General features: G+C 54.5%; 13 protein-coding genes. 8 read left to right on the top strand and 5 right to left on the bottom strand.

Going from position 1 to position 21114, the window contains the following annotated elements; genetic code table 11:
* From G439_RS0104320 to G439_RS0104310, 3 genes are all read left to right on the top strand, one after another.
* Window positions 1–957: a DUF4349 domain-containing protein gene (locus tag G439_RS0104320; protein ID WP_022867959.1), complete on the top strand. Its 957-nt coding sequence runs from the start codon at window positions 1–3 to the stop codon at window positions 955–957.
* A 65-nt stretch (window positions 958–1022) separates the two neighbouring features.
* A complete protein-coding gene (locus G439_RS0104315; RefSeq protein ID WP_022867958.1) occupies window positions 1023–1775 on the top strand; it encodes an SDR family NAD(P)-dependent oxidoreductase in 753 nt (250 codons plus the stop codon).
* A 133-nt stretch (window positions 1776–1908) separates the two neighbouring features.
* Window positions 1909–2691 carry an MBL fold metallo-hydrolase gene (locus tag G439_RS0104310; RefSeq protein WP_022867957.1) on the top strand — a complete coding sequence of 261 codons (783 nt, stop codon included), beginning with the start codon at window positions 1909–1911 and terminating at the stop codon, window positions 2689–2691.
* Window positions 2692–3136: 445 nt separating this feature from the next.
* On the opposite strand, the gene G439_RS0104305 is transcribed toward G439_RS0104310, so the two are convergent.
* Complete coding sequence (locus G439_RS0104305) at window positions 3137–4090, bottom strand: aldo/keto reductase (protein ID WP_022867956.1); 954 nt, start codon at window positions 4088–4090, stop codon at window positions 3137–3139.
* A 332-nt stretch (window positions 4091–4422) separates the two neighbouring features.
* Between G439_RS0104305 and G439_RS12745 the strand changes: the two genes are divergently transcribed.
* On the top strand, window positions 4423–6294 hold the full coding sequence (locus G439_RS12745; RefSeq protein WP_022867955.1) for a bacterial Ig-like domain-containing protein: 1872 nt from the start codon (window positions 4423–4425) through the stop codon (window positions 6292–6294).
* Window positions 6295–6352: 58 nt separating this feature from the next.
* Here the strand turns inward: G439_RS12745 and G439_RS0104295 are convergent, their stop codons facing one another.
* The 4 genes from G439_RS0104295 to G439_RS11120 form a co-directional block, all read right to left on the bottom strand.
* The gene (locus tag G439_RS0104295; protein ID WP_022867954.1) at window positions 6353–7117 is read right to left on the bottom strand and encodes an alpha/beta hydrolase; all 765 of its coding nucleotides are present in this window, start codon (window positions 7115–7117) and stop codon (window positions 6353–6355) included.
* 176 nt (window positions 7118–7293) lie between these two features.
* Entirely contained in the window at window positions 7294–8763 is a 1470-nt protein-coding gene (locus tag G439_RS0104290) for an amino acid permease (RefSeq protein WP_022867953.1), read from the bottom strand.
* Window positions 8764–8795: 32 nt separating this feature from the next.
* On the bottom strand, window positions 8796–9257 hold the full coding sequence (locus G439_RS12145; RefSeq protein ID WP_022867952.1) for a NanQ anomerase/TabA/YiaL family protein: 462 nt from the start codon (window positions 9255–9257) through the stop codon (window positions 8796–8798).
* Window positions 9254–12361 carry a glycoside hydrolase family 2 TIM barrel-domain containing protein gene (locus G439_RS11120; protein ID WP_022867951.1) on the bottom strand — a complete coding sequence of 1036 codons (3108 nt, stop codon included), beginning with the start codon at window positions 12359–12361 and terminating at the stop codon, window positions 9254–9256. Before G439_RS11120 ends, G439_RS12145 begins: the two co-directional genes overlap by 4 nt.
* A 246-nt stretch (window positions 12362–12607) precedes the next feature.
* Between G439_RS11120 and G439_RS0104275 the strand changes: the two genes are divergently transcribed.
* The 4 genes from G439_RS0104275 to G439_RS0104260 all read left to right on the top strand — a co-directional run bounded on the left by G439_RS0104275 (window position 12608) and on the right by G439_RS0104260 (window position 21068).
* The gene (locus G439_RS0104275) at window positions 12608–13612 is read left to right on the top strand and encodes a LacI family DNA-binding transcriptional regulator (protein ID WP_022867949.1); all 1005 of its coding nucleotides are present in this window, start codon (window positions 12608–12610) and stop codon (window positions 13610–13612) included.
* 392 nt (window positions 13613–14004) lie between these two features.
* Complete coding sequence (gene ileS / locus G439_RS0104270; RefSeq protein WP_022867948.1) at window positions 14005–17286, top strand: isoleucine--tRNA ligase; 3282 nt, start codon at window positions 14005–14007, stop codon at window positions 17284–17286.
* Between the two features lie 815 nt (window positions 17287–18101).
* Entirely contained in the window at window positions 18102–19016 is a 915-nt protein-coding gene (locus tag G439_RS0104265) for a hypothetical protein (RefSeq protein ID WP_131333518.1), read from the top strand.
* 270 nt (window positions 19017–19286) lie between these two features.
* Window positions 19287–21068, top strand: a complete 1782-nt coding sequence (locus tag G439_RS0104260; protein ID WP_022867946.1) for a bifunctional folylpolyglutamate synthase/dihydrofolate synthase — start codon at window positions 19287–19289, stop codon at window positions 21066–21068.
* The last annotated feature ends 46 nt before the right edge of the window (window positions 21069–21114 follow it).

Raw genomic sequence — 21114 nt, 5'->3', positions numbered from 1 at the left:
ATGCCACGCGGTAAGTCCAAGCAAATATTCTCGCGAATCCTTGTATGTGTGGCTGGCCTCGTTCTCATGCTCGGTGGGTGTGGGGCAGGCAACACTAAAGACGATGTCAACGTCTCACTCTCAAACAGCGAAGATTCTCGTGCTGCAGACAGCTCTGCTTCGCAGGATTACAGATATGACAGTGAAAGCACGAGGATTCTTTCCGGGCGAGATAATGGAACTTCATTTGATCCCAATGTTGATGAGCAGAATGTTGTCACCGGCTACATGCTGATCGGTGTTGACGATCCAGATAAGATAGCTGAAGAAGCACGCAAGGTCACTGAAGAAGCCAGCGGTCGTGTCTCGTCCTCGATGCTCGCCACTGACGATCACGATGTCAAGATAGAGTTAACGCTGCGAATCCCGGCCGACAAATATGAAGAAGTCACAGCTAAATTTTCTAAATTTGGCGAAGTCGTCAAGATGGTGACGGAAACTGAAGACGTTGGAGCTGCGATCGTAGGCCTCGATGCACGTATCAAGGCCATGGAAGCTTCCATTGTGAGACTCACAGAATTGATGAACGAGGCGACCGCCACCGTGGACGCCCTCGAAGCCGAGCGAGAACTGGCAGCGAGGCAGGCTGACCTTGACGGGCTTAAAGCTCAGCGAGACTGGTACGACAGTCAAGTGTCATATTCGACTCTTAAACTGCGTATCAAGGATAAGGGTGATGGAACTATCGGCCTGACCGAGCCAGACCTGTGGCAGCAATCCTGGGAAGGATTCACCGATGGAGTGGCAGGACTCGTTGTCTTGTTGGTTATGCTCCTGCCCTGGATGATCATTATCGTTCCGCTGGGACTCGTCGTTGGCTGGCTCATCAAACATCGACGCGCTCGTCGTCAGCACAACGTTTTTGACGACAAACCCGCAACAACTTTGCAGGAATCAAGCAAGTCAGACGAGATCTGAGCATCTGATTCAAATCTCGTGTGACATCACGTCAGCCCAAATAGCTCAGCTTGAAGGAAATAATCATGACCAACACTCGCCGCGCAGTCATCACAGGAGCTTCAACCGGCATCGGTGAGGCCACCGTACGCCAGCTGATCGAGGCCGGTTGGGAGGTCGTGGCTGTCGCCCGCCGTGAGGACCGGTTGGAAGCTTTGGCCAAAGAAACCGGCTGCGAATATGTTGCAGCAGACCTATCTGACGAGGCCGCGGTCGCGCAGATGGCTGAGACAATCCTTGAAGGCGGCCCTGTCGACGCCCTCGTCAATAACGCGGGTGGCGCTCTAGGTGTCACGCATACAGCCGACGCGAAAGTTGACGAATGGGTCGGCATGTACGAGCGTAACGTCTTGACCGCCCTTCTCACGACGAGGGTGCTGTTGCCGGGAATGCGTGAGCGGGGCGGCGACGTTGTGTTTTTGACATCGACAGCCGCCCATGACACCTACCCCGGTGGGGGTGGATACGTCGCTGCCAAGCACGCCGAAAGAATCATTGCTAACACGCTGCGCCAAGAACTCGTCGGAGAACCCGTGCGGATCATCGAGATCGCACCCGGCATGGTCAAGACCCCAGAGTTTTCGCTGAATCGCTTGGGATCAGCTGACGCTGCCGACAAAGTCTACGAGGGCGTGCAGAACCCGCTGGTCGCCGAGGACGTGGCCGATGCGATCGTGTGGACGCTGACACGGCCCCGTCACGTCAATATTGATTCGATGATTATTCGGCCCGTTGCTCAAGCTACCAACACGGTCGTGGCCCGGGGAAGCGGGCTGTAACCAGAGCGAGGACCCCGATCGTACAGGTAGCCACATCGAAGTAGACCTGGACGACCAACAGGCTCCACAGCAGAAGGGTCTTGGTACTTAGTGTCCTGACGTCTGTCAGTCAACTCAAGAATAGAATCGTTGTATGAACAATCTTGAACCTCACCACGATCTAGCTTTCCTAGTCGTTGGAGGTCCAACCGTCATCATTGACATTGAAGGCGTGCGCTTCGTGACGGATCCAACCTTTGATGAGCCCACCGACTACGGCCTGCTTCGTAAAATTGCCGGTCCTTCGATTCCTTCATCCTGTGTTGCGGATGCTGATGTCGTGTTGGTGTCTCATGCCGACCACGTTGACAATCTTGACCACTCCGGCAAGACATTTGCCTTGGCCGCAAACCGCCTGCTGACAAATCCAGGATCAGCGGCGAAGCTTGGAAGCAAGGCGCAGGGCCTTGCACCTTGGGAGAGCATCAGCGTAGCCCACGACATCACGGTTACTGCGGTTCCTGCCATCCACGGGCCGGCCGATGGAGAGCCGGATGAATCCGGTTTCGTCAACTGTGAAGTCACCGGTTTTGTTATCGAAACGCCTCAGACACGGCTCTACATCACCGGAGATAACACATCCTTTGAGTGTATTGGACAGATCAAGAAGCACTTCGAGAGCTTCGACTACGTCGTGATGCATGCGGGCAGGGCAACTGTGGCAGAGAAGTTTGGGGGTCGCCCACTAAGCCTCTCGGCTGAACGAGCATCGGCAGCTGGGCAGCTCCTCGAAAGTCCTCATATTATCCCCGTCCATCAAAGCGGTTGGGCACACTTTGTCGACGGCCCAGGAGCCACCATCAAAGCTTTTAAAGATGCAGGCATCCTCGACCGGCTCGACCAAACTCCTGAAGGGCAATGGTCAGTCATCGTTTAAGTACGTTCGACTGCGACGAAGCGCTAAATCCAACCCTTGGATTTAGCGACCTCGGCGACAGCATACCGCGTCGGAGCGCTCAGCTTCGCCATCGCCGATGACAAGTAGTTGGGTGCCTATTGGAATCAACGTAGGTGGACAGTCTTGAGCCTTCGTATCTGGGCGGAGATCTGCGTGATTTTCTAACGGAGCGCTGCTGACATTTGTCGTGTGGGTTGGAAAACATGAGGGTGCTCGGGTCTCGCGATACAACCCGCAAAAACAGACACAGTCGTCAGATTGGTCCTGGTCGGCTTCACGCAGGAACCGCAGGATTACGCGGAAGTGCTGTCAGATTGGGTGGTAGCGAGGATGTGACTGTGTCTAAAACTGCGGGTGGAACCTTTGCGACAACAAACGGCCGGTGCTGCCTGGGGCAAACACCGGCCGTTAAAGCTCGAGCGGATCAGGGGACGAAGTGGCCTGCGGCCTGAATCAGCTCGTACCACTCTTGGCGAGTGAGCATCAGCTCTGAAGCAGCTGCGGCAGCGCGCAGCCTGTCGGGGCTGGTGGTGCCCATGACAACCTGGAAGTCTCCGGGGTGGCGGGTAATCCATGCCGTTGCAATGGTTGTGGGTTCGACGTCGTACTTGGCTGCGAGGCGGTCAAGCATTTCGTTGAGTTCGGGGTAGTCCTTGGAACCAACCAAGGGTTCTCCTCCGAACTTGGTCTGCATCGGTGACCATGCCTGGATTGTGATGTTGTTGATCCGGCAGTATTCGACCAGGCCGCCACCATCGCGAGTGAAGGAGTCATCGAAGCCGATCATGTTCGCGGCCAAGCCTTGGGCGACGAGGGCAGAGTGTGTCACTGACAGTTGGAGTTGGTTGGCTATGAAAGGCTGCTTGACGGCTGTCTTGAGCAGGTCGATCTGCCGAGGAGTGTGGTTGGAAACACCGAAGGCGCGGACCTTACCGGACGCTTCGAGTTCGTCGAGAGCACGTGCGACCTCTTCGGGTTGAACCAGAGCATCGGGACGGTGCAACAACAGAACATCGATGTAGTCTGTGTTGAGGGCCTTGAGAGAACCTTCGACCTCGGTGACAATGCGCTCGTACGAGAAATCGAAACCCCAGTACGGGTCAGTGACGATGCCGGCCTTCGTCTGAATGGTGATCTCAGCTCGTTCAGCAGGTGACAGCTTGAGTGCTTGGGCGAAGCGGCTTTCACAGTGATGCAGGCCTCCGTCAGGGTCGGACCAGCCGTAGATGTCCGCGTGGTCGAAGAAGTCGATACCCGCATCGCGAGCTGTCGAATAGAGTTCACGGATCTGTTCATCCGTTTTCTGGCCAATTCGCATTTGTCCGGAGATGATGTTGGGAACTTCAATGCCGGTGCTACCCAATTGGACGGTGCGCATTTTTCCTCCGCTGGGGGATATGGATGGTTGGCTCAGCTACGAGCCGTCAAGGAACATCATACGTGTTGAGCGTTTTAGAGGCTTATGTCAAGAAAACCTTATTGCAGCCACTTCGTTCACAGCCCATTTTGATAGTGATGTACCGCATGGGATGGGTGTTATATTAAGACCCTATTGTAAGGGTTAATGTCCTAGTATTAGATGGTTACCCGGACAGTGTTCCTAGGTGTTCGCGCAATGCCATATAAGGTTCAGGGATCCGAATTACTCGCTAGGAGAAGCATTTGTCTTTACATAGGTCCTGCCGCAAGTCGATAGTTTTCTTTATCTTGATGATTGTCGGCGCACTTGCTATCGCTTCTGCAGTAGTGGCGCCTGCAGCTCTTGCGCAAACCCCCCAAGTCAGTGCCGTATACAACGGGACATTTCCTAACAGGGGAGCTCCAGTCTATGACGGGATTTCTCGTGCGCTTCGTCTGAGCGTGCCGAACAAAAATGGTGGCACAGATGAATCTCAATATGCATCGTCAAACTTTACCTTTAGCTTTGGCTACGGTATGAACAACCTGTCGATTATTGATGTCGATCAGATGGCTGATCCTTCCTCAATGTCTTTCGTGGTGACTCTGACAAATACCACTCAAGAAGCTAAATCAATCCTCGTTCAGTATGAACTCCGCAATGGCCGCGAAGCTGCCCCTGTAACCGCAGGAACCCCTACAGTTGACGATCCAGACTTCACCGCATCATTGTTTGGCAATGTGCTGCCTCGGATCGAGGGGACCCTCCAGCCTGGCCAAAGTGTTAATGTCACCGTTCCATTGGCTGTTGAGAATGCTGAAGAATATGCTCAGTGGGATAATGTTTCCCCGTTTTCTGCTGGTTATACGCAGCTTCGGGAGCAAACTCTTCAGGTCCGCGATGTGAATGGTGTTGAAACCGTTCGTAATAACCTCAATCTATATTCGCGTTTCTCCAGTCGGATCTTGAATTCTGCTGGCACGGATTTTTTTACTACGGGAACTCAGTATCTGGGAACTGTCCGTGTTGGTGGCGGTTACACAACGGTCCCGACTCATATTCAACAGCTTCTACCTGACATGGTGGCAGCTGACTTCACCTCGGAGAATGTGTATCGCACAATGCCGGCTTCCTCCCAGTTTGAGGGAGTTGTTTCCAACTTCATGGCCCGGGGCGATTACGATTCTGCTTTATATACAGGAGGCATCTATTTTCTTGATACGGCGAGGATTAAAATTTCGTTAAGCGGTACGGGATGGTCGGTGAATAATCTGGTTCATCCCAACATTGGTGATACTGATCAAATCTCTGATTCTTATGCCTACCAGACGTACGGGAATGGGGTTACCATTTTCCAGGCCGACGACGAGGGCGCGGCATTGCCAACGAGGGTGGAGACCCAGGATCGTCAATACGTTGAGCTATATCAGTACATTGCCGGTCATGACATTACGATCAATGTTGGCGACCCGTACGTTGCTGAAGATACGCTCGACTGGTTTAAGACCTACGAGGGCACCACTATAGGTCTTGATGACGCTCGTGCAACCGCTGATATTTCTTGGGTAAATAACATGAAGCCAGGTAAGTATCCGGTGTTTTACACCTATACCCCTAATAGTGGTGAATCGGTGACGCTGACTCAGCATGTCACCGTGGTTGGTTCATTGCCTTTGCCTGATGTCCCCGCAGTGAATGATCCATGCGGTGCTGGCAATGCGTCGTGGATTGTCCCCGAAGATGGAGAAAACTTGACGTGGACTCTTGGACCTGATGGACACTTGATTGTTAGCATCGATATGGGCTGGTCATTTGAAAACGGTTCCACATATCATGATTTTGGCTTGGCCATCGATTCTGAAGAAATGTGTCCGGCTGAGCCCGAGCCTGATGAGCCTGCTGATCCTGAGGTTCCGGCTGAGCCGGAAGAACCGACTGAGCCAAGTGAACCCGTGACTCCGTCTGATCCGGATACACCGGCGGAGCCTGAGGGGCCCGAGACGCCTGCAAAACCGAATAAGCCCAGCACGCCCAATGACTCCGAGGAGGCACCCACTCGCCAACAAGGGCACAAAAAGCTCGCCCAAACGGGTAGCTCTGCTGCTAAATCCTTGACCGGTGGAGTTGTTCTCGCGTTACTCGGCCTCGGCATGGTTGGTCTGCGTCGGCGCACGAAAAACTAAGCGAATGCACCAGTGATCAACTGTTGAGGGCCTGTTTCGAGGACAGGCCCTCAACACTTTATGGAGCTGAGTCAAGGAAAGTACGGATTTCCTCGCAGCACTTTTGGATGCGCCAGGAGCCGAACAAGCCGTGACCAACACCGTCTAGAACAAAGAGGCGGGTATTGGGGTGTTCGCTCGCGAACTTGCGTGAAGAGCCCAAGGGGACTAATCCGTCCTCGCTTCCGTGATAGATCAAGATAGGCCCCAGGTAGCGGCCTACTTGACCATAAGCATCGATTTGCCGACCATCATCAAGGTAACGTTCGCCGACTTTGAATCCAAGAAATGACGGATGATCATGTTCTGCGCCCTGCGGGTATTGGCGTCGGATGTTGCCAGGCAGACTGAGGGCTGGATAAAAGAGGACGAGTGCATCAATATCGGCTGTTCTCTCCGCTGCGACCAAGCCCGCCACCAGACCTCCCTGGCTTTCACCCGACAGGGCAAGGGAAGAAAAGGGCAAGAGTTTGTCGAGTACCGCCCAGTCGATCACATCGTTAAGTTCCTGGCATTGCGTGAGCACGGACATGTTCATCATCGACCCGCCTGAGGCTGAATCGGGTGCGCCACCGATGAAATCAAAGGTGAGACATGAAACCCCCAGGTCGGCTAGCAACTGAGCCTTTTCGACCAGACTGTCCTGTGTATCAGCAAACCCATGGCACATAATAAGCAGGGGAGACGAGGCCGGAGTCTGCGTGGGGTACAGATTGCCGATGAGTGTGCCCCGGGTGGAGGGAATCTCCACGCGGTGGGCGACCTGGTCACTGGCGCTGGGCATGTGTTTATTGTGCCTGTTGTGTAGTGAATGGACGCTAGGAGCTCAAGCATTTCATGAGGTGAAAGTGACAGCGTTTGGCTCTTGACCAGTTCTTGTGGATGGAGAAAGAGTGCGCGCCGCACAGATGCTTTCATCTACGCGGCGCGCACTCAGAACTAGCTCGAACTACAGGGCAACTATTCAGATGTCGTCATGTACAAGGCTGTCGGTGCCAACTCCTTATTTGCTGCCTCTGGATCATCAGCTCGAAGCCGCGCAATGTAACGGGCATAGACGATCCATGCTCCACCTAGGAAAATGACGACGCCTCCGATGTTGTAAACCAGTGTCAGCCAAACTTCTTGACCGTAAGGCAGTGTGCCTGTGATGAAAACGAAGGTGAAGATCACCATCATGAACGCTGCCATTGACATTCCAAACGTGCGCGAACCGACTCGGAAAGAGCGCGGAACATTGTCATGATTCTTCCGGAAGAAGAAGTAAGCGAGGTAGATGAACAATGGGGGAATCAGTGCTGTTGCTGCAGTCATGTTGATGACGATTTCTAGCAATCCGTTGATGGAATCTGAGCCGAGAGCAGGGATCACCAGGATCGGGACGACGATCAGGAACTGGAGCCACGCCGCTCTCCATGGGATTCCTTTGTCGTTGAGTTCGACCAACTTGGAACCGAAGATGCCCTCGGGAATTTCTGAGAAGAAAATCTTCACTGGTGTTGCGGTCCACATGAGAAGCGAACCAAGGGTGGCGGCCAACATGACGAATCCTATGACTCGATTAACTAGCCCGGCATTCAGTCCAAGATAAGAGCCCAGACCACCCATTGTCTGGAAAATACCGGAGGAGTAGGTTAATTCTCCAGCTGGAACGAATACGGTCATGAGAATCGAAGCAACGGCGTACAATAAGCCAATCATCAGACCGGCAAAAATAATGGTTCGGATGAAGGTTTTAACGCCACCCTTAATGTCGTTGATATAAACACCAACCGATTCTGCACCTCCAACACCTTGGATAATCCATGCGAGTGTCCCGAAGAATGCCCACATTGTGGCGAATGAAGACATATCTGGGGACATTGCGTCAATGGTGATTGGAGTTGCTGGCTCAAGTCCTCCCATGAGGGCTCCGGCGGTCAGAATGACAAAGGCGAGTGACATTGCCATCATCAAAGTTGCTCCGATATTGGTCACTTTGCCAATCCATACGGCTCCCTTAGTCGATACGAAGGTTGCCACAGCAAAGATTGCAATGGAGATGATGGTGATTGCAGTTTGAGAAAATACCTTCTCTTCTCCCCAGAAGGCGTACGACGAATATACGAGGATGATGGGAAGAAGCGATGCGAAATAGAAAAGATTTACGAACCAGTATGAAAACGCTCCAAGGAATGCCCAACGACCTCCGAGTGATGTTTTCACCCACTGGTAGTCACCGGATTCGGACTTGGTGTTGAGGGCTACGAGTTCGGCGATGATCAGCGTATAGGGCAGGAAGTATAGGAGCGTTGCAAAGAAGAATGCTGGTGCCGAAGCCAAGCCGATAGACACAGAGTTGTTGATGACATTGCGGAAATTAAACACAGCTGCGACGGTCATTGTCAGCAACGCGTAGGTTCCGAGTCTTGCTCGGGTGGAGGAAACCATTTTTGTCCTTCCAGCGGTTGATGGTTGGGTGATTACTTGTTGTGAAAACCGCGTCCTTCTACGGTGATCCGCGCCTGGACGCCAGTAAAGTCGAGAGAACAACTACGCAGACGATGCGCTTCATGTATGTCAATCAGTAGGAGTGCCCCCTGAGCGACCCTGTGCGTTGCCCATGACTGACTGTCAGTAGTCGGCTGGACAATTTGTCGATCGTTAAGGTCGCAATAGCCTTCGATTGGTTGCCAAATTTGAGCGATGTCCACATCTATGTGTCCGCTTTTGCAAAACAACGCTGTGGTGTAGCGGCGGCTGGTAGTAAAATAAGCGGCAGGAGTTGAAACGGTGAAGTTTCTCCATGTCAGAGAATCCCCGACCGAATAGGTGACATCGTGTTCTAGGCGATCACTGATTTCAATCGCTTCGAAGAGTCTGTCCCACTTGCTGGTTCCTGAAAGAATATCTTGGGCCTGCTGAAGACTGGTGAAAACTCTCATTCCTGTCCTCCTCGAATTAAAGGCGTAAATGTCAGTGAATGGGTAAAGCTTTCCCAATGAATCCGGTAAGAGTCGAGGACTTCTGAACCCCAGGAGTTCGAGCCCAGTCCTAACAGTTGTGGATCGATATTGAGCTCGATGTCATCTCCTTCGTAAAGTTCGTCGAGATGACGAGCCATTTGGAGATGCTCATCGCTGTACGGTAAAGCGCGCATGTTTATGGGTTTGTCTCCTGCTGTAACCAGCAGGCCGCCCCCAGTTTCGTCGACTAAACGGACCCATCTGACGTCGGTTCGGTTTCCCATATCTTGTGGCACAACGTATGGGGTAGAAAGTTTGTCAACGGAGGTTTGATAAATCCCTATGAGATTTGCCTGAGTCGAATCGGGATAATTTTCTCCCGGCCCTCGTCCGTAATATTCAATCCTTTGAAGCGACGAGTTCACGCCCATTCTGAGACCGATTCGAGGGACGATATCACTGTAGTCGCCACACGGCTTACCGCTAAGTGCTAGATGGAGGATGCCGTCTGGGGTCAGTTTCCAGATGTACGTGCATTCCATTGCGAAGTTGAGAGTGGGCGGCGCGATTCTCGAAGAGACGCTAACAGTGAGGGCATCACTGTCTTTGCTCCATGTCACATCTGTAGTGGATTCTTGTGCAAGATGCAGGAGATTCGGAGCCCATATCCCATCGAATTCTTGCTGATGATTGTCTATAAGGGCATGCCAGAAAGTCAGACGCGGTGCTCGTGTTAACAGTTGTTGACTCTCAACCTCGAAGCCCGTCAGTGATCCGGTTACCAGATCAAAGGTTGCTGTGGTGCACCCAGCGTGAGCGGTGAGAATCTGGTTATCGCCTTCTTTGACGATCAGCTCTTCTCGAGGGCGATCATTTGTTTGACGATGCTCAGCTGGGAAGCTATCGAACTCAATAGGAAACTGGCTATGAGCGACTTCGTGTCCGACAGATGCGTAGCGTGTTTCTCGGGTGCGTAGCGCACGCACATTGATGAAAGCTTCACCTCGAAGTGATTGAGACTCGGAAGTCAGATGTTTGCGTTCTTGTTCCAGATTGCTAGTGAGCTCCGAGACGTCAAAACTTGCGGTAGTTCCAGGTGCGAGGCTAGGACAGGGGATTGTAATGGAGGAGATTCTCTTCCCATCACAAATCGTTTCGATATGTAATTCGTAGCCTTCAAGTTCCTCAAACCACTGACGTGACTTGACAACGAGAACAGCGTCTTTGTATTCGAAGCCAATAGGAGCGATGACAAAAGAATATTCTGTCAATCCTGGGCTTGGTTCACGCCAGGGGAAAACCATTCCATCGATGCAAAAATTAGCATTGTTTGGTTCGTCACCGAAGTCGCCTCCGTAGCGGTAAGACGTTTTTCCGTTGGGAAGTTCTACCGCCACAGCATGATCAATCCATTCCCAGATGAAATGTCCCTGGATGCAGTCCCAACGATCGATTACTTGCTGATATTCGCTTAATCCGCCGGGACCATTTCCCATTGAATGGCCATATTCACATAAAATTCTGGGTTTTGGATGCGGATATTCCCCGAAGTCATTCATTTGAGAAACGCGTGAGTACATGGTCGATATAACATCGACTACTTCACCGTTTCGATCTTCTTCATAGTGAACAGGACGGATCGGATCGAGTTCTTTGCACCGGTTATACATTGATCGAATGTTGCAGCCGTATCCCGATTCGTTACCAAGCGACCACATCACGATGCTCGCGTGGTTTCGCTGAGCTAGGACATGTCGTTCAATTCGATCAACATATGCGGCCTCCCATAGGGGATCGTCGGTTAGCTGGGAAAGGTCGCCGATGGTAACAAACCCGTGACTCTCAAGATCTGTTTCAGCAATCACCATCAGTCCAATGCGATCGCACATCGTGTAGAAGCGCGGATCGTTTGGATAATGAGAGGTGCGTACAGCGTTGATGTTGTGGGCTTTCATCATGCGAAGGTCGGTGGCCACTAGATCCATCGAAATCGCACGTCCTTTTTGTGGATCATGATCGTGGCGATTAATGCCATGCATCTTGAAATATTGCCCGTTCAAAAGGAGCTTGCCGTCGCTAATCCTGATATCGCGAAAACCCAGTGGGTGTGCGATGGATTCGAGTTCTATGCTTCGGTCATCTTCGGACTTCTCGAGGGTAAGGATCAGCGGGTAAAGGACGGGCTTCTCAGGGTTCCACCACTGAATGTTTTCTAGTTTGGCTTCGAACCGGACATTTCCGTCCTCGTTAATACGGCTGTTCCCACACGCGATGGAGGTGGGGGAAATGCTGTTGGATGGCTGTTCGGAGTCGAGAATATTCCAGCGCAGATTCAGGTCTTGCCTGCTGCCGCTGACCTCAACATCAATGGTGAGGCGACATGCGTCATTGTCTAAGACGCTAGTGACATGGAAATCTGAGATGTGCGAAGTAGGTCTGATGAGCACGCAGACGTCGCGGAAGATGCCAGATGCCCACCACATGTCTTGGTCTTCAAGATAGGTGCCGTCGCAGAACTGACTCACGGCGACGCTGATGAGGTTGTCCCCGGGCTTGAGAGAGTTTGAGATGTCGAATTCAGCACTGAGTCGAGACCCTTTGGTAAATCCGTGTGCGTGGCCGTTGACATGGACTTGGGCAAAAGATTCGACCCCATCAAAGCGCAAGATGTATTGGTGATCTGGGTCGATGCGGTCCAGGAAGAGAACGCGTTGGTAGAGCCCCGTCGGATTTTTAGAAGGGACTCGAGGAGGATCGATAGGGAATGGGTAGCCCTCGTCTGTGTACTGCAGTTGGCCGTAACCGTCGAATTGCCAAAGGTGCGGGATTGTGACCTCATGGGTATGTGTGGCCAGGGTGGACAGAATGCTTGGAGTTAGCCGTTTCGGGGAGTCGAAGAGGGTAAATTTCCAGGCTCCGCTCAGATCAATGTAGCCGAAGCTTCGTTCTTTGGACGGGATGAGGTCTTCGTCGAGAATGCCTGCGATTGCCTCAGCAGAACTGGGATAGGGGATGAATGCGGCGTGTGCAGGCAGTCGTCCATGGTGTAGAGCCTGCGGATCTTCCCAAGGATGCTGGGACATGATGCTCCTCGTCGTTGTTGAGCTCAGCTGTTTCAGAAACCGGTTTCTGTTAGGTGGGATACAGTCTGGATTCATAGAAACCGGTTGTCAAGCCGATTGGGGGAAGAAGGAACGTTCTTTGTGCCGTTTTCAATGCGCACACCGGCATCGCAATGGGATAGAGGTCATTGTCGGTGATAATTTCTGACACGAGGGATTTACCGCACGTCCCGATCAGGCAACGCGTCCGAAGGTAAGGAAACATCGGTGAAGAAGCGAACCACCATTCAAGATGTAGCCCAAATGGCAGGTGTCTCCAAAGCCACGGTATCGCGAACCCTTTCCGGTGACTATCCCGTCTCGAAGAAAACTCAAGAGGCGGTAAGGCGCGCTGTCCACTCTCTTGGCTACACCGCATCTATCCGAGCTCGATCACTGGCGACTGGCCGCTCAGACGCCATCGCCGTCATCATCTCCGAACCGCTCGATACTTTTTTCGCAGATCCAACGTTCTCTCGTATTCTGCGTGGAATCACCGATGGTCTTGCAGGAACTTCAATCGTGCCGGTACTTGTACCCACCGCAACCTACGAAGAACAGAAGAAAGCTATCCGCCTCATCACCAACCAAGCCGTCGATGCTGTAATCCATTTGTCGCCATGGGCCGATGAAGGTCTCCTCAACAGTCTGAGCCAACACAACATCCCTGTTGTCGTGTGTGGACAAGATGATCAACGAGCGCCGCACAGTCCTGACTTTTCACATGTCTACTCCGACGACAAGTCTGGAGCAGCGCAGGCTGCACTGCATCTTCAAACTCAAGGAGCTGCCGAACCGATTGCAATTCTGGGTGTCCCGAATCAACCTGCGGCAACTGATAGATATCAGGGGTATCTAGAAGTCTTTCCTCATCTTGATGAGAGCCATGTTCGGTGGGGTGGTTGGTCGGAAGCTGCTGGAGCCGATGCCATGAAGGATATCTTGAAGGGCGGCGTCCCCTTTGATTCGCTTCTCGCAGCTTCGGACAGAATTGCCAGAGGAGCCATCGCCGTCCTCGAAAACGAAGGACTTAAAGTTCCTGATGACATCCTCGTTGTCGGGTATGACGACCATCCGACCGCCACTGAAACCTCGCCGCAGCTCACTACGGTGTCCCAACCCATGCATGAACAAGGCAGGGTTGCTTGCCGAGTTGCGCAAGAAATGATTGACGGCGCTCGTGCTCGAGTTGTTCTGCTTAATACGGAACTGCACGTACGGGAAACAGCGTGATTTTTCTGGCAGCTTCTTATTAATACCGACTCGAACATGTGAACTCGTGCGTCCCTCGCGGAACTTTTGTGCGTCCCTCGCGGGATTCGGATAGAGTTGGCGGCGACTACGATCCGGCCCGCAAAAGCAGACAAACCCTGCCGCACGGGATATCACCGGGGAGTCATCCGGAAGAACAGGCTCGCCCTCGTCAGAGCACACAGCCCCACTAGAACCGGACGGGCCGGCCCGACATAGCCGAAACGAAGCGGCCTCGCCCTCGTCAACTGGTTCGCAAGAACCGGCAGACACACGACGCGAGGCAAGCGGGGTGGTACCGCGGGCTGAGGCGTCGCCAAAGCTCGTCCCTGTGAGACGACACAAGTCCCACGGGACGACCAGACGAGGACACCATGACGAAGCACGGCTTCTACCCCCGCCACCGCGACACCGAGGTGGACGCAAGCCCGTCCTTCCCGCAGATGGAAGGCGAAACCCTGGCCTTTTGGGCCGCTAACGACACCTTCCGTAAGTCCATTGAAATGCGCGACGCCGGCGCCGACGGAAGCAACGAATTCGTCTTCTACGACGGCCCCCCCTTCGCCAACGGCCTGCCCCACTACGGCCACCTGCTGACCGGCTACGTCAAGGACATTGTCGGGCGCTACCAAACCATGAAGGGCCACCGCGTTGAACGCCGCTTCGGCTGGGATACCCACGGTTTGCCTGCCGAACTTGAAGCCCAGCGCGAGTTGGGCATCGAGGACGTCACCGAGATCACCCGCGAGGGTGGCCTCGGTATTGAGAAGTTCAACGAGGCATGCCGCACCTCCGTCCTGCGTTACACGAAGGAATGGGAAGAGTACGTCACTCGCCAGGCTCGCTGGGTCGACTTCGAGAACGACTACAAGACCCTTAACCCCGACTACATGGAGTCAGTAATCTGGGCGTTTAAGACTCTCCACGACAAGGGCTTGGCATACCAGGGCTACCGCGTGCTGCCGTACTGCTGGCATGACCGCACGCCGCTGAGCAACCACGAACTCAAGATGGACGACGACGTCTACCAGGACCGTCAAGACAACACGGTGACGGTGGGCATGCGCCTAACCGAACCGCTGTTGGCCGACTCTGCCAGCGCCGAGCTCGTCCTCATCTGGACCACCACTCCGTGGACTCTGCCGTCCAACGAGGCCGTCGCAGCGGGTCCGAACATCGACTATGTCGCGGTGCGGGTTGCTGACGACTTGGATTCGCCCGTGGCTGGACAGACCGTGATCTTGGGCGAGGCGCGCCTGTCGGCCTACGCCAAGGAGTTGGGCGAAGAACCCGAGGTTGTCGCACGCTTGAAGGGCACAGACCTGGTGGGCCGCCGCTACCACCCGATCTTCGGCTACTTTGACACCGCCGAGCACCGGGCCGAGGGCGCAGCACCGGGCCCCAACGGATGGACGATCATCTCCGGCGACTACGTGACCACCGAGGACGGAACTGGCCTGGTCCACATTGCTCCCGCATTCGGTGAAGACGACATGTTCGTGTGTATGGAAGCTGGCATCGAACCGGTGCTGCCCGTCGATGACGGTGGCGCTTTCACCTCTGAAGTGTCCGATTACGAGGGCGTCCAGGTATTCGACGCGAATAAGCAGATCATCATGGACCTACGCGATGGCACTGGGCCAATGGCTCGCCGCGATGAATCTGTGCGCGCCGTTCTGGTGCAGCAAAAGTCGTATGTCCACAGCTACCCACATTGCTGGCGTTGCCGCAAGCCGCTGATCTACAAGGCGGTGTCCTCGTGGTTTGTGCGCGTCACGCAGATCCGCGATCGCATGGTTGAACTCAACCAGCAGATCACCTGGGTGCCGGAGCACACGAAGGACGGAATTTTCGGCAAGTGGCTGGAAGGTGCGCGCGACTGGTCGATTTCGCGTAACCGCTTCTGGGGTGCTCCCATCCCAGTGTGGGTGTCGGATGACCCGGCCTACCCGCGTACCGACGTTTATGGGTCTTTTGCCGAGTTGGAAGCTGATTTCGGCGTTGAGGTCAAGGACTTGCACCGCCCGTTCATTGACACACTGGTGCGCCCTAACCCTGATGATCCGACCGGCAAGTCCATGATGCGTCGTATTCCCGACGTGTTGGACTGCTGGTTCGAGTCCGGGTCCATGCCTTACGCGCAGGTGCATTACCCCTTTGAGAATCAGGAGTGGTTCGAATCCCACTACCCGGGTGATTTCATCGTCGAGTACATTGGCCAGACTCGCGGCTGGTTCTACACGTTGCACGTTTTGGCGACGGCGCTGTTTGACCGCCCAGCTTTTACCAATGTTGTTTCCCACGGCATTGTTTTGGGCGATGACGGCCGCAAGATGAGTAAGTCTTTGCGTAACTACCCGGATGTCAATGGCGTATTCGACTCGTATGGGTCGGATGCGATGCGTTGGTTCCTCATGTCGAGTCCGGTGGTGCGCGGCGGCAACTTGATTGTCACCGACGGCGGTATCCGTGACACGGTTCGCCAGGTGCTCCTTCCCATTTGGAACACCTACTACTTCTTCACGCTGTATGCGGGTGCGGCTAACGGCGGGGCCGGTTACGAGGCGACGGTCCGTGACTTGTCGGATCCGGCTGTGGTTGCTGCTTTGCCTGAGATGGATCGCTACTTGTTGGCACATACGCGCACGTTGGCCGTCGAGGTTGAACACGAGTTGGGCGAGTATGGAATCGCCGAGGCCTGCGAGTTGGTGCGCAACTACTTGGATGTGTTGACGAACTGGTATGTGCGTACACAGCGTCAGCGTTTCTGGGACGAGGACGGCGCAGCTTTCGACACGTTGTACACGGCGTTGGTGCGTTTGATGGAGGTTGTGGCGCCGTTGCTGCCCCTGTTAAGTGAGGAAATTTGGCGTGGCCTGACTGGTGGCGAGTCCGTGCACCTGGTGGATTATCCAGCGCTGCCTGAGGCTGTGGCCGACGACGAGTTGGTTGCTGCAATGGATGAGGTGCGCGACGTGGTGTCGACGGCTCATGCGCTGCGTAAGGTCAATCAGTTGCGTGTGCGCCAGCCTTTGGCGTCGATGTCGGTGGTGTCGGTCAACTGTGATGCGTTGGCTGCTTTTGCGCCGATCGTTGCTTCCGAGGTCAACGTCAAGGAGGTGCGTCTGCTGACTCCGGCTGAGTCGGGCCTGTCGGTGAGCACGGAGTTGACGCTGAACCCGCGTGGTTTCGCTCCTGAGATCCGCAAGGTCACGTCCCAGTTGTTCAAGGCTCAGAAGGCAGGGGAGTGGGAGGTGTCCGAGGACGGCGCCACCTGCACTTTCCCCGGTGTCCTGGTCGAGGGTGCGCCCGTGGTTTTGACGGGTGACCAATTTGGTGTGACAACTTCGGTCAATGCTGCTGAAGGCCAGGTTGCTGATGTGTTGAGCAATGGCACCTACGTCGTGCTAGACACTGAACTGACGCCGGAGCTTGAGGCTGAGGGTTACGCCCGTGATGTCATTCGTGCGGTTCAGGATGAGCGGAAGAATGCTGGTTTGCATATCTCGGATCGCATTGATCTGGCTTTGGGAGTGCCTGCTGATCGTGTGGGAGCGGTTGAGGCTCACCAGGACATGATCGCTACTGAGACGTTGGCATTGTCTGTGACGGTGTTGGAGTCGGCTCAGTTAGATGTGACTGTGTCGAAGCGGTGAACTTTGGGTACGGATTTTGTTTGACCTGTTCGTGGTGAATACCTGAGCCGGTTGAACTGTTGGTATTCTGGCACGTTTCTGATGCCGGTTGTTTCCTTGCCGTTGATGAATGGCTGCTGTCATGAGCCACGAGGAACTGCAGTAATCGCTGCTTGCAGTGCGCTGCGGTGGCGTACAGGAAAGATTGACGATATCCGGTCGTACCTCTACAACTGCGGCGTATTTGTCTAGTCGCCTAGGTGCGCATCGTGCTGGTGACTGTCAGCTGGGAAAACTAGTCGACCTTCGTGAAAGCCTGTCGGGCCTGCGAAGAATGCGTCATGGCCGAAGGCCTGACCATCAGCAAGTACGGGTTCTGCCCGGATTGATCACTTGAGGAAGGCAAGGCTGCCTGGGCTGCTGGAGGAGGGGAGGGGATGTCTACTGGTCTGCCATTAGTGGAAGTGGTACCAACCGGTGACGTCTGGAAGCTTGCACCGTGCGCACAAATTATCGACGTGTGCGCATGGTGAGGTCTTCTTTGCGTTGCAAGAGTGTGTTCTTTCCTTCTGCGTATCAGCTAATTCTCAGAATAATTACCTAGACCTTACAGGTGTGTCCTGGAAAATCAGCTCGGAACTTCAGTAGGTGCTCTGGTTCGTCCTGCTAACGTTTGAGGTCACCGTCGGATAAGTATAGAACTGTGGTTTGGGCAGGCGTCGGACTTGAACCTTCAGAGCCTCTGCTGTTAGTTTCCTATTTCGAAAATTGAAGTTGATGTGATGGCGTTGGCTTGTGCTCGAGGCCATTGACGAGAGAAATGGAAAGAGGACTTGTTGAAGAGGAAGATCCATGCGTCGGTTGCTGCTACTGTGATTGGCGGACTGCTGGTATTGGCTCCGGTTGGGAATGCTTCGGCTGTTGGTGTCGATGACCGGCAGCCAGTTGCAGCCTCTCCCCAAGGGCAGAATGAGGGACAGTCTGGACAACCGAATTTATCAGTGAGACTTGCTGGTCCTAGAGGGCAGGCTGCACGTACGGAAGACGAGGCTTATAAGCTCCTCATAGGCGAGGAGGTCAAGGTCACCATCACGCTGAGGAATGAAGGTGACGCGTTATTGAAAAATGTGAGTATCAATGACATTCGTTATCCTCAGAACGTCGAAGTTGTTGAACGCAGTTGCGGTCGGCACGATTCGGTGTTTTCAGATGGACAATCGACCGTGTCGTTGGACGTGAATGAAGCAATCGTTTGCGCTTTCCGTCTCAAAGCGTCGACCCCTGGTGTTGGTATGTTGAATATGACTGCTGTCGCCCGAAACGATCAAAACCAAGATGCTCGAAAGAATGCCGTCTTCGTGATCAATTCCGTCGAGGCAGATCAACCTGCTCCAGCCCAACCTGAGGCAGATCAACCTGCTCCAGCCCAACCTGAGGCAGATCAACCTGCTCCAGCCCAACCTGAGGCGGACCAGCCTGCTCCAGCCCAACCTGAGGCGGACCAGCCTGCTCCAGCCCAACCTGAGGCAGATCAACCTGCTCCAGCCCAACCCGGAGCAGGCAGCGATGCGACGATGATCAGTACATCTGCTCAAGGCTCTCACGTGAAGACCTCCGCGCAGGCTCCCAAGAAAACGGCACGGATTCTTGCCAAAACTGGTTCCAACTTTGCATCGACGCTTTCAGCGGCTGGAACTATAGCCGCAGTCGGTATCGGGACAATGGCACTGCGTCGCAGAGTGTTCCGTTGATACGGCATCTGGGTTGTCATAGTTCTGACTACAGTTGACGATCTCTCAAACAGAATCGGAGGCGTGCGGGAACGCCTGCACGCCTCCGGCTTCGTCTATCAGGTGATGCAGGCGCATTCTCAGCATGAGAAGCCTGTACCTTCTGACTGCGGCCAATGCTCCCGTAACTCGCACACAGGTAAAATAGGCTGTCGGGATTCGGATGAAGGTTGACACAGGGTTGGATCCTCTGTGCCCGAAAAGAAGACACACCTACGGAAGGGCACATGCATGACCACCAAAGATGGCATGACTCATTACCACGCTGCATTCTTCGGTGCAGGCACAGGCTCAGATGCCGGTGCAGATAGTGCTTCTATGTTTTCCGGTGATCTGCGCGGAATTCCCGCAGATCTCATCCCATATCTCGAAGAAGCCGACGCCCCTGATGATCAGCCTGACATTGACATTGCAGCGTTAACAGGCAACGCCGATCAATCCAGCACTAGTCGACTTCGTAATTCCAGCCAAGGTTCAGATACAGACCAAGACGCCGAACGTGACGAAGCCTTGCGTGCCCTCGTAGAAAACTCTCTGCTCGTTGGCCCTGACCCGACGATCCTGGCTGAACTTGACGGAGAATTTGATGACGAATTCGCCGACGACGCGGACCAAGAACAACGTGAACGCAGTGAACACCAGGCTGCCCTGGATCAAGCAGCTGACGGCGTCGAATTAGACGCAGAAGTTGAACGGATCTACCAGGGGATTGTCGCTCGCGCCCCCGAACACTCCGTCCAGCCCTCACTTGAACGCGTCACAACGGCCCTCGACATCCTGGGAGACCCGCAAAACTCATACCCGAGCGTCCACATCACCGGCACCAACGGAAAAACCTCGACCGCCCGCATGATTGACTCCATGCTCACCGCCTTTGGGATGCGGGTCGGCCGGTTCACCAGCCCCCACCTGATTGATGTGCGTGAACGCATCAGCATCGAGGGCGAGCCCATCAGCCGCGACGCATTCATCTCCGCGTGGCGCGACGTCGAACCCTATATCGGCATGGTTGACGCCCAATCGCAGGCTGACGGCGGCCCCGCAATGTCATTCTTCGAAGTCTTCACGGTCATGGCCTACGCGGCATTTGCCGACCACCCCGTTGACGCTGCCGTCGTTGAAGTCGGAATGGGCGGCACCTGGGACGCGACGAACACGATTGATGCCGGAGTTGCCGTCATTACGCCGATCGCTCTGGACCACACGAAGTGGCTGGGGTCGTCTATCACGGAGATTGCGCAAGAAAAGGCCGGCATTATTAAACCCGGCCAGATTGTGGTTATCGCGAAGCAGCCGGAGGAAGTGCTCGACATCCTCTTGGCGCGCGCCCGCGAGGTTGATGCGATTGTGCGTTTGGAAGGACGCGATTTCGAGGTGGCCAGCCGCCAGCTTGGCGTGGGCGGACAGATGGTCACAGTGCGCACTCCGTCCGCCGTCTACGAGGACGTGTTCGTTCCGCTGTTTGGCGAGCATCAGGCACACAATGCTGCTGCTGCAATCGTCGCTACCGAGTCTTTCATGGGCGGGCGCGGTCTTGATCCGCAGATCGTTGAACGCGGCATGATGTCGGCAACCTCCCCGGGACGCCTCCAAGTGGTGCGTCATTCGCCCACGATCCTCGTCGACGCTGCGCACAATCCGGCAGGGGCCGCGGTGTTGGCGGATGCGATCACAGAGTCATTCGACTTGGCGCACACCGTGGGCGTCTACTCGGCGATGGGAGATAAGGACGTCGAGGGCGTGTTAGCTGAACTTGAGCCCGTTCTCGAACACCTTGTCATTACGCGGATGCCAGGGGAGCGCGCGGCTGATGCAGAAGAACTACGCGAAATTGCCGAGGACGTGTTCGGCGCTGATCGGGTAGATGTTCGTTCCGATTTGGCTGAGGCTGTAGATCGGGCTGCTGAACTGGCTGAAGCGTCCACCGCTCCGTCGGATCGAGCAGGTGTGGTGGTCTTTGGTTCGGTGGTGTTGGCTGGGCAGATGCTCGCATTGGCTGGAAAGAGGCCTTGATTCGTCCGTTTCGGCTCCATCGGATGACGGAAAAGCTCCAGCAGTG

The organism is Schaalia vaccimaxillae DSM 15804, from assembly GCF_000420425.1.
Lineage (GTDB): Bacteria > Actinomycetota > Actinomycetes > Actinomycetales > Actinomycetaceae > Pauljensenia > Pauljensenia vaccimaxillae.
This window is presented reverse-complemented; position numbering and strand designations above follow the sequence as displayed.

Excerpts from the sequence above, each read along its gene's own strand:
- ileS (WP_022867948.1), top strand. The coding sequence starts at position 14,005 with ATGACGAAGCACGGCTTCTACCCCCGCCACCGCGACACCGAGGTGGAC.
- G439_RS12745 (WP_022867955.1), top strand. The coding sequence starts at position 4,423 with ATGATTGTCGGCGCACTTGCTATCGCTTCTGCAGTAGTGGCGCCTGCA.
- G439_RS0104290 (WP_022867953.1), bottom strand. The coding sequence starts at position 8,763 with ATGGTTTCCTCCACCCGAGCAAGACTCGGAACCTACGCGTTGCTGACA.
- G439_RS0104310 (WP_022867957.1), top strand. The coding sequence starts at position 1,909 with ATGAACAATCTTGAACCTCACCACGATCTAGCTTTCCTAGTCGTTGGA.
- G439_RS0104305 (WP_022867956.1), bottom strand. The coding sequence starts at position 4,090 with ATGCGCACCGTCCAATTGGGTAGCACCGGCATTGAAGTTCCCAACATC.
- G439_RS0104320 (WP_022867959.1), top strand. The coding sequence starts at position 1 with ATGCCACGCGGTAAGTCCAAGCAAATATTCTCGCGAATCCTTGTATGT.
- G439_RS0104260 (WP_022867946.1), top strand. The coding sequence starts at position 19,287 with ATGACCACCAAAGATGGCATGACTCATTACCACGCTGCATTCTTCGGT.
- G439_RS0104315 (WP_022867958.1), top strand. The coding sequence starts at position 1,023 with ATGACCAACACTCGCCGCGCAGTCATCACAGGAGCTTCAACCGGCATC.
- G439_RS11120 (WP_022867951.1), bottom strand. The coding sequence starts at position 12,361 with ATGTCCCAGCATCCTTGGGAAGATCCGCAGGCTCTACACCATGGACGA.
- G439_RS12145 (WP_022867952.1), bottom strand. The coding sequence starts at position 9,257 with ATGAGAGTTTTCACCAGTCTTCAGCAGGCCCAAGATATTCTTTCAGGA.
- G439_RS0104295 (WP_022867954.1), bottom strand. The coding sequence starts at position 7,117 with ATGCCCAGCGCCAGTGACCAGGTCGCCCACCGCGTGGAGATTCCCTCC.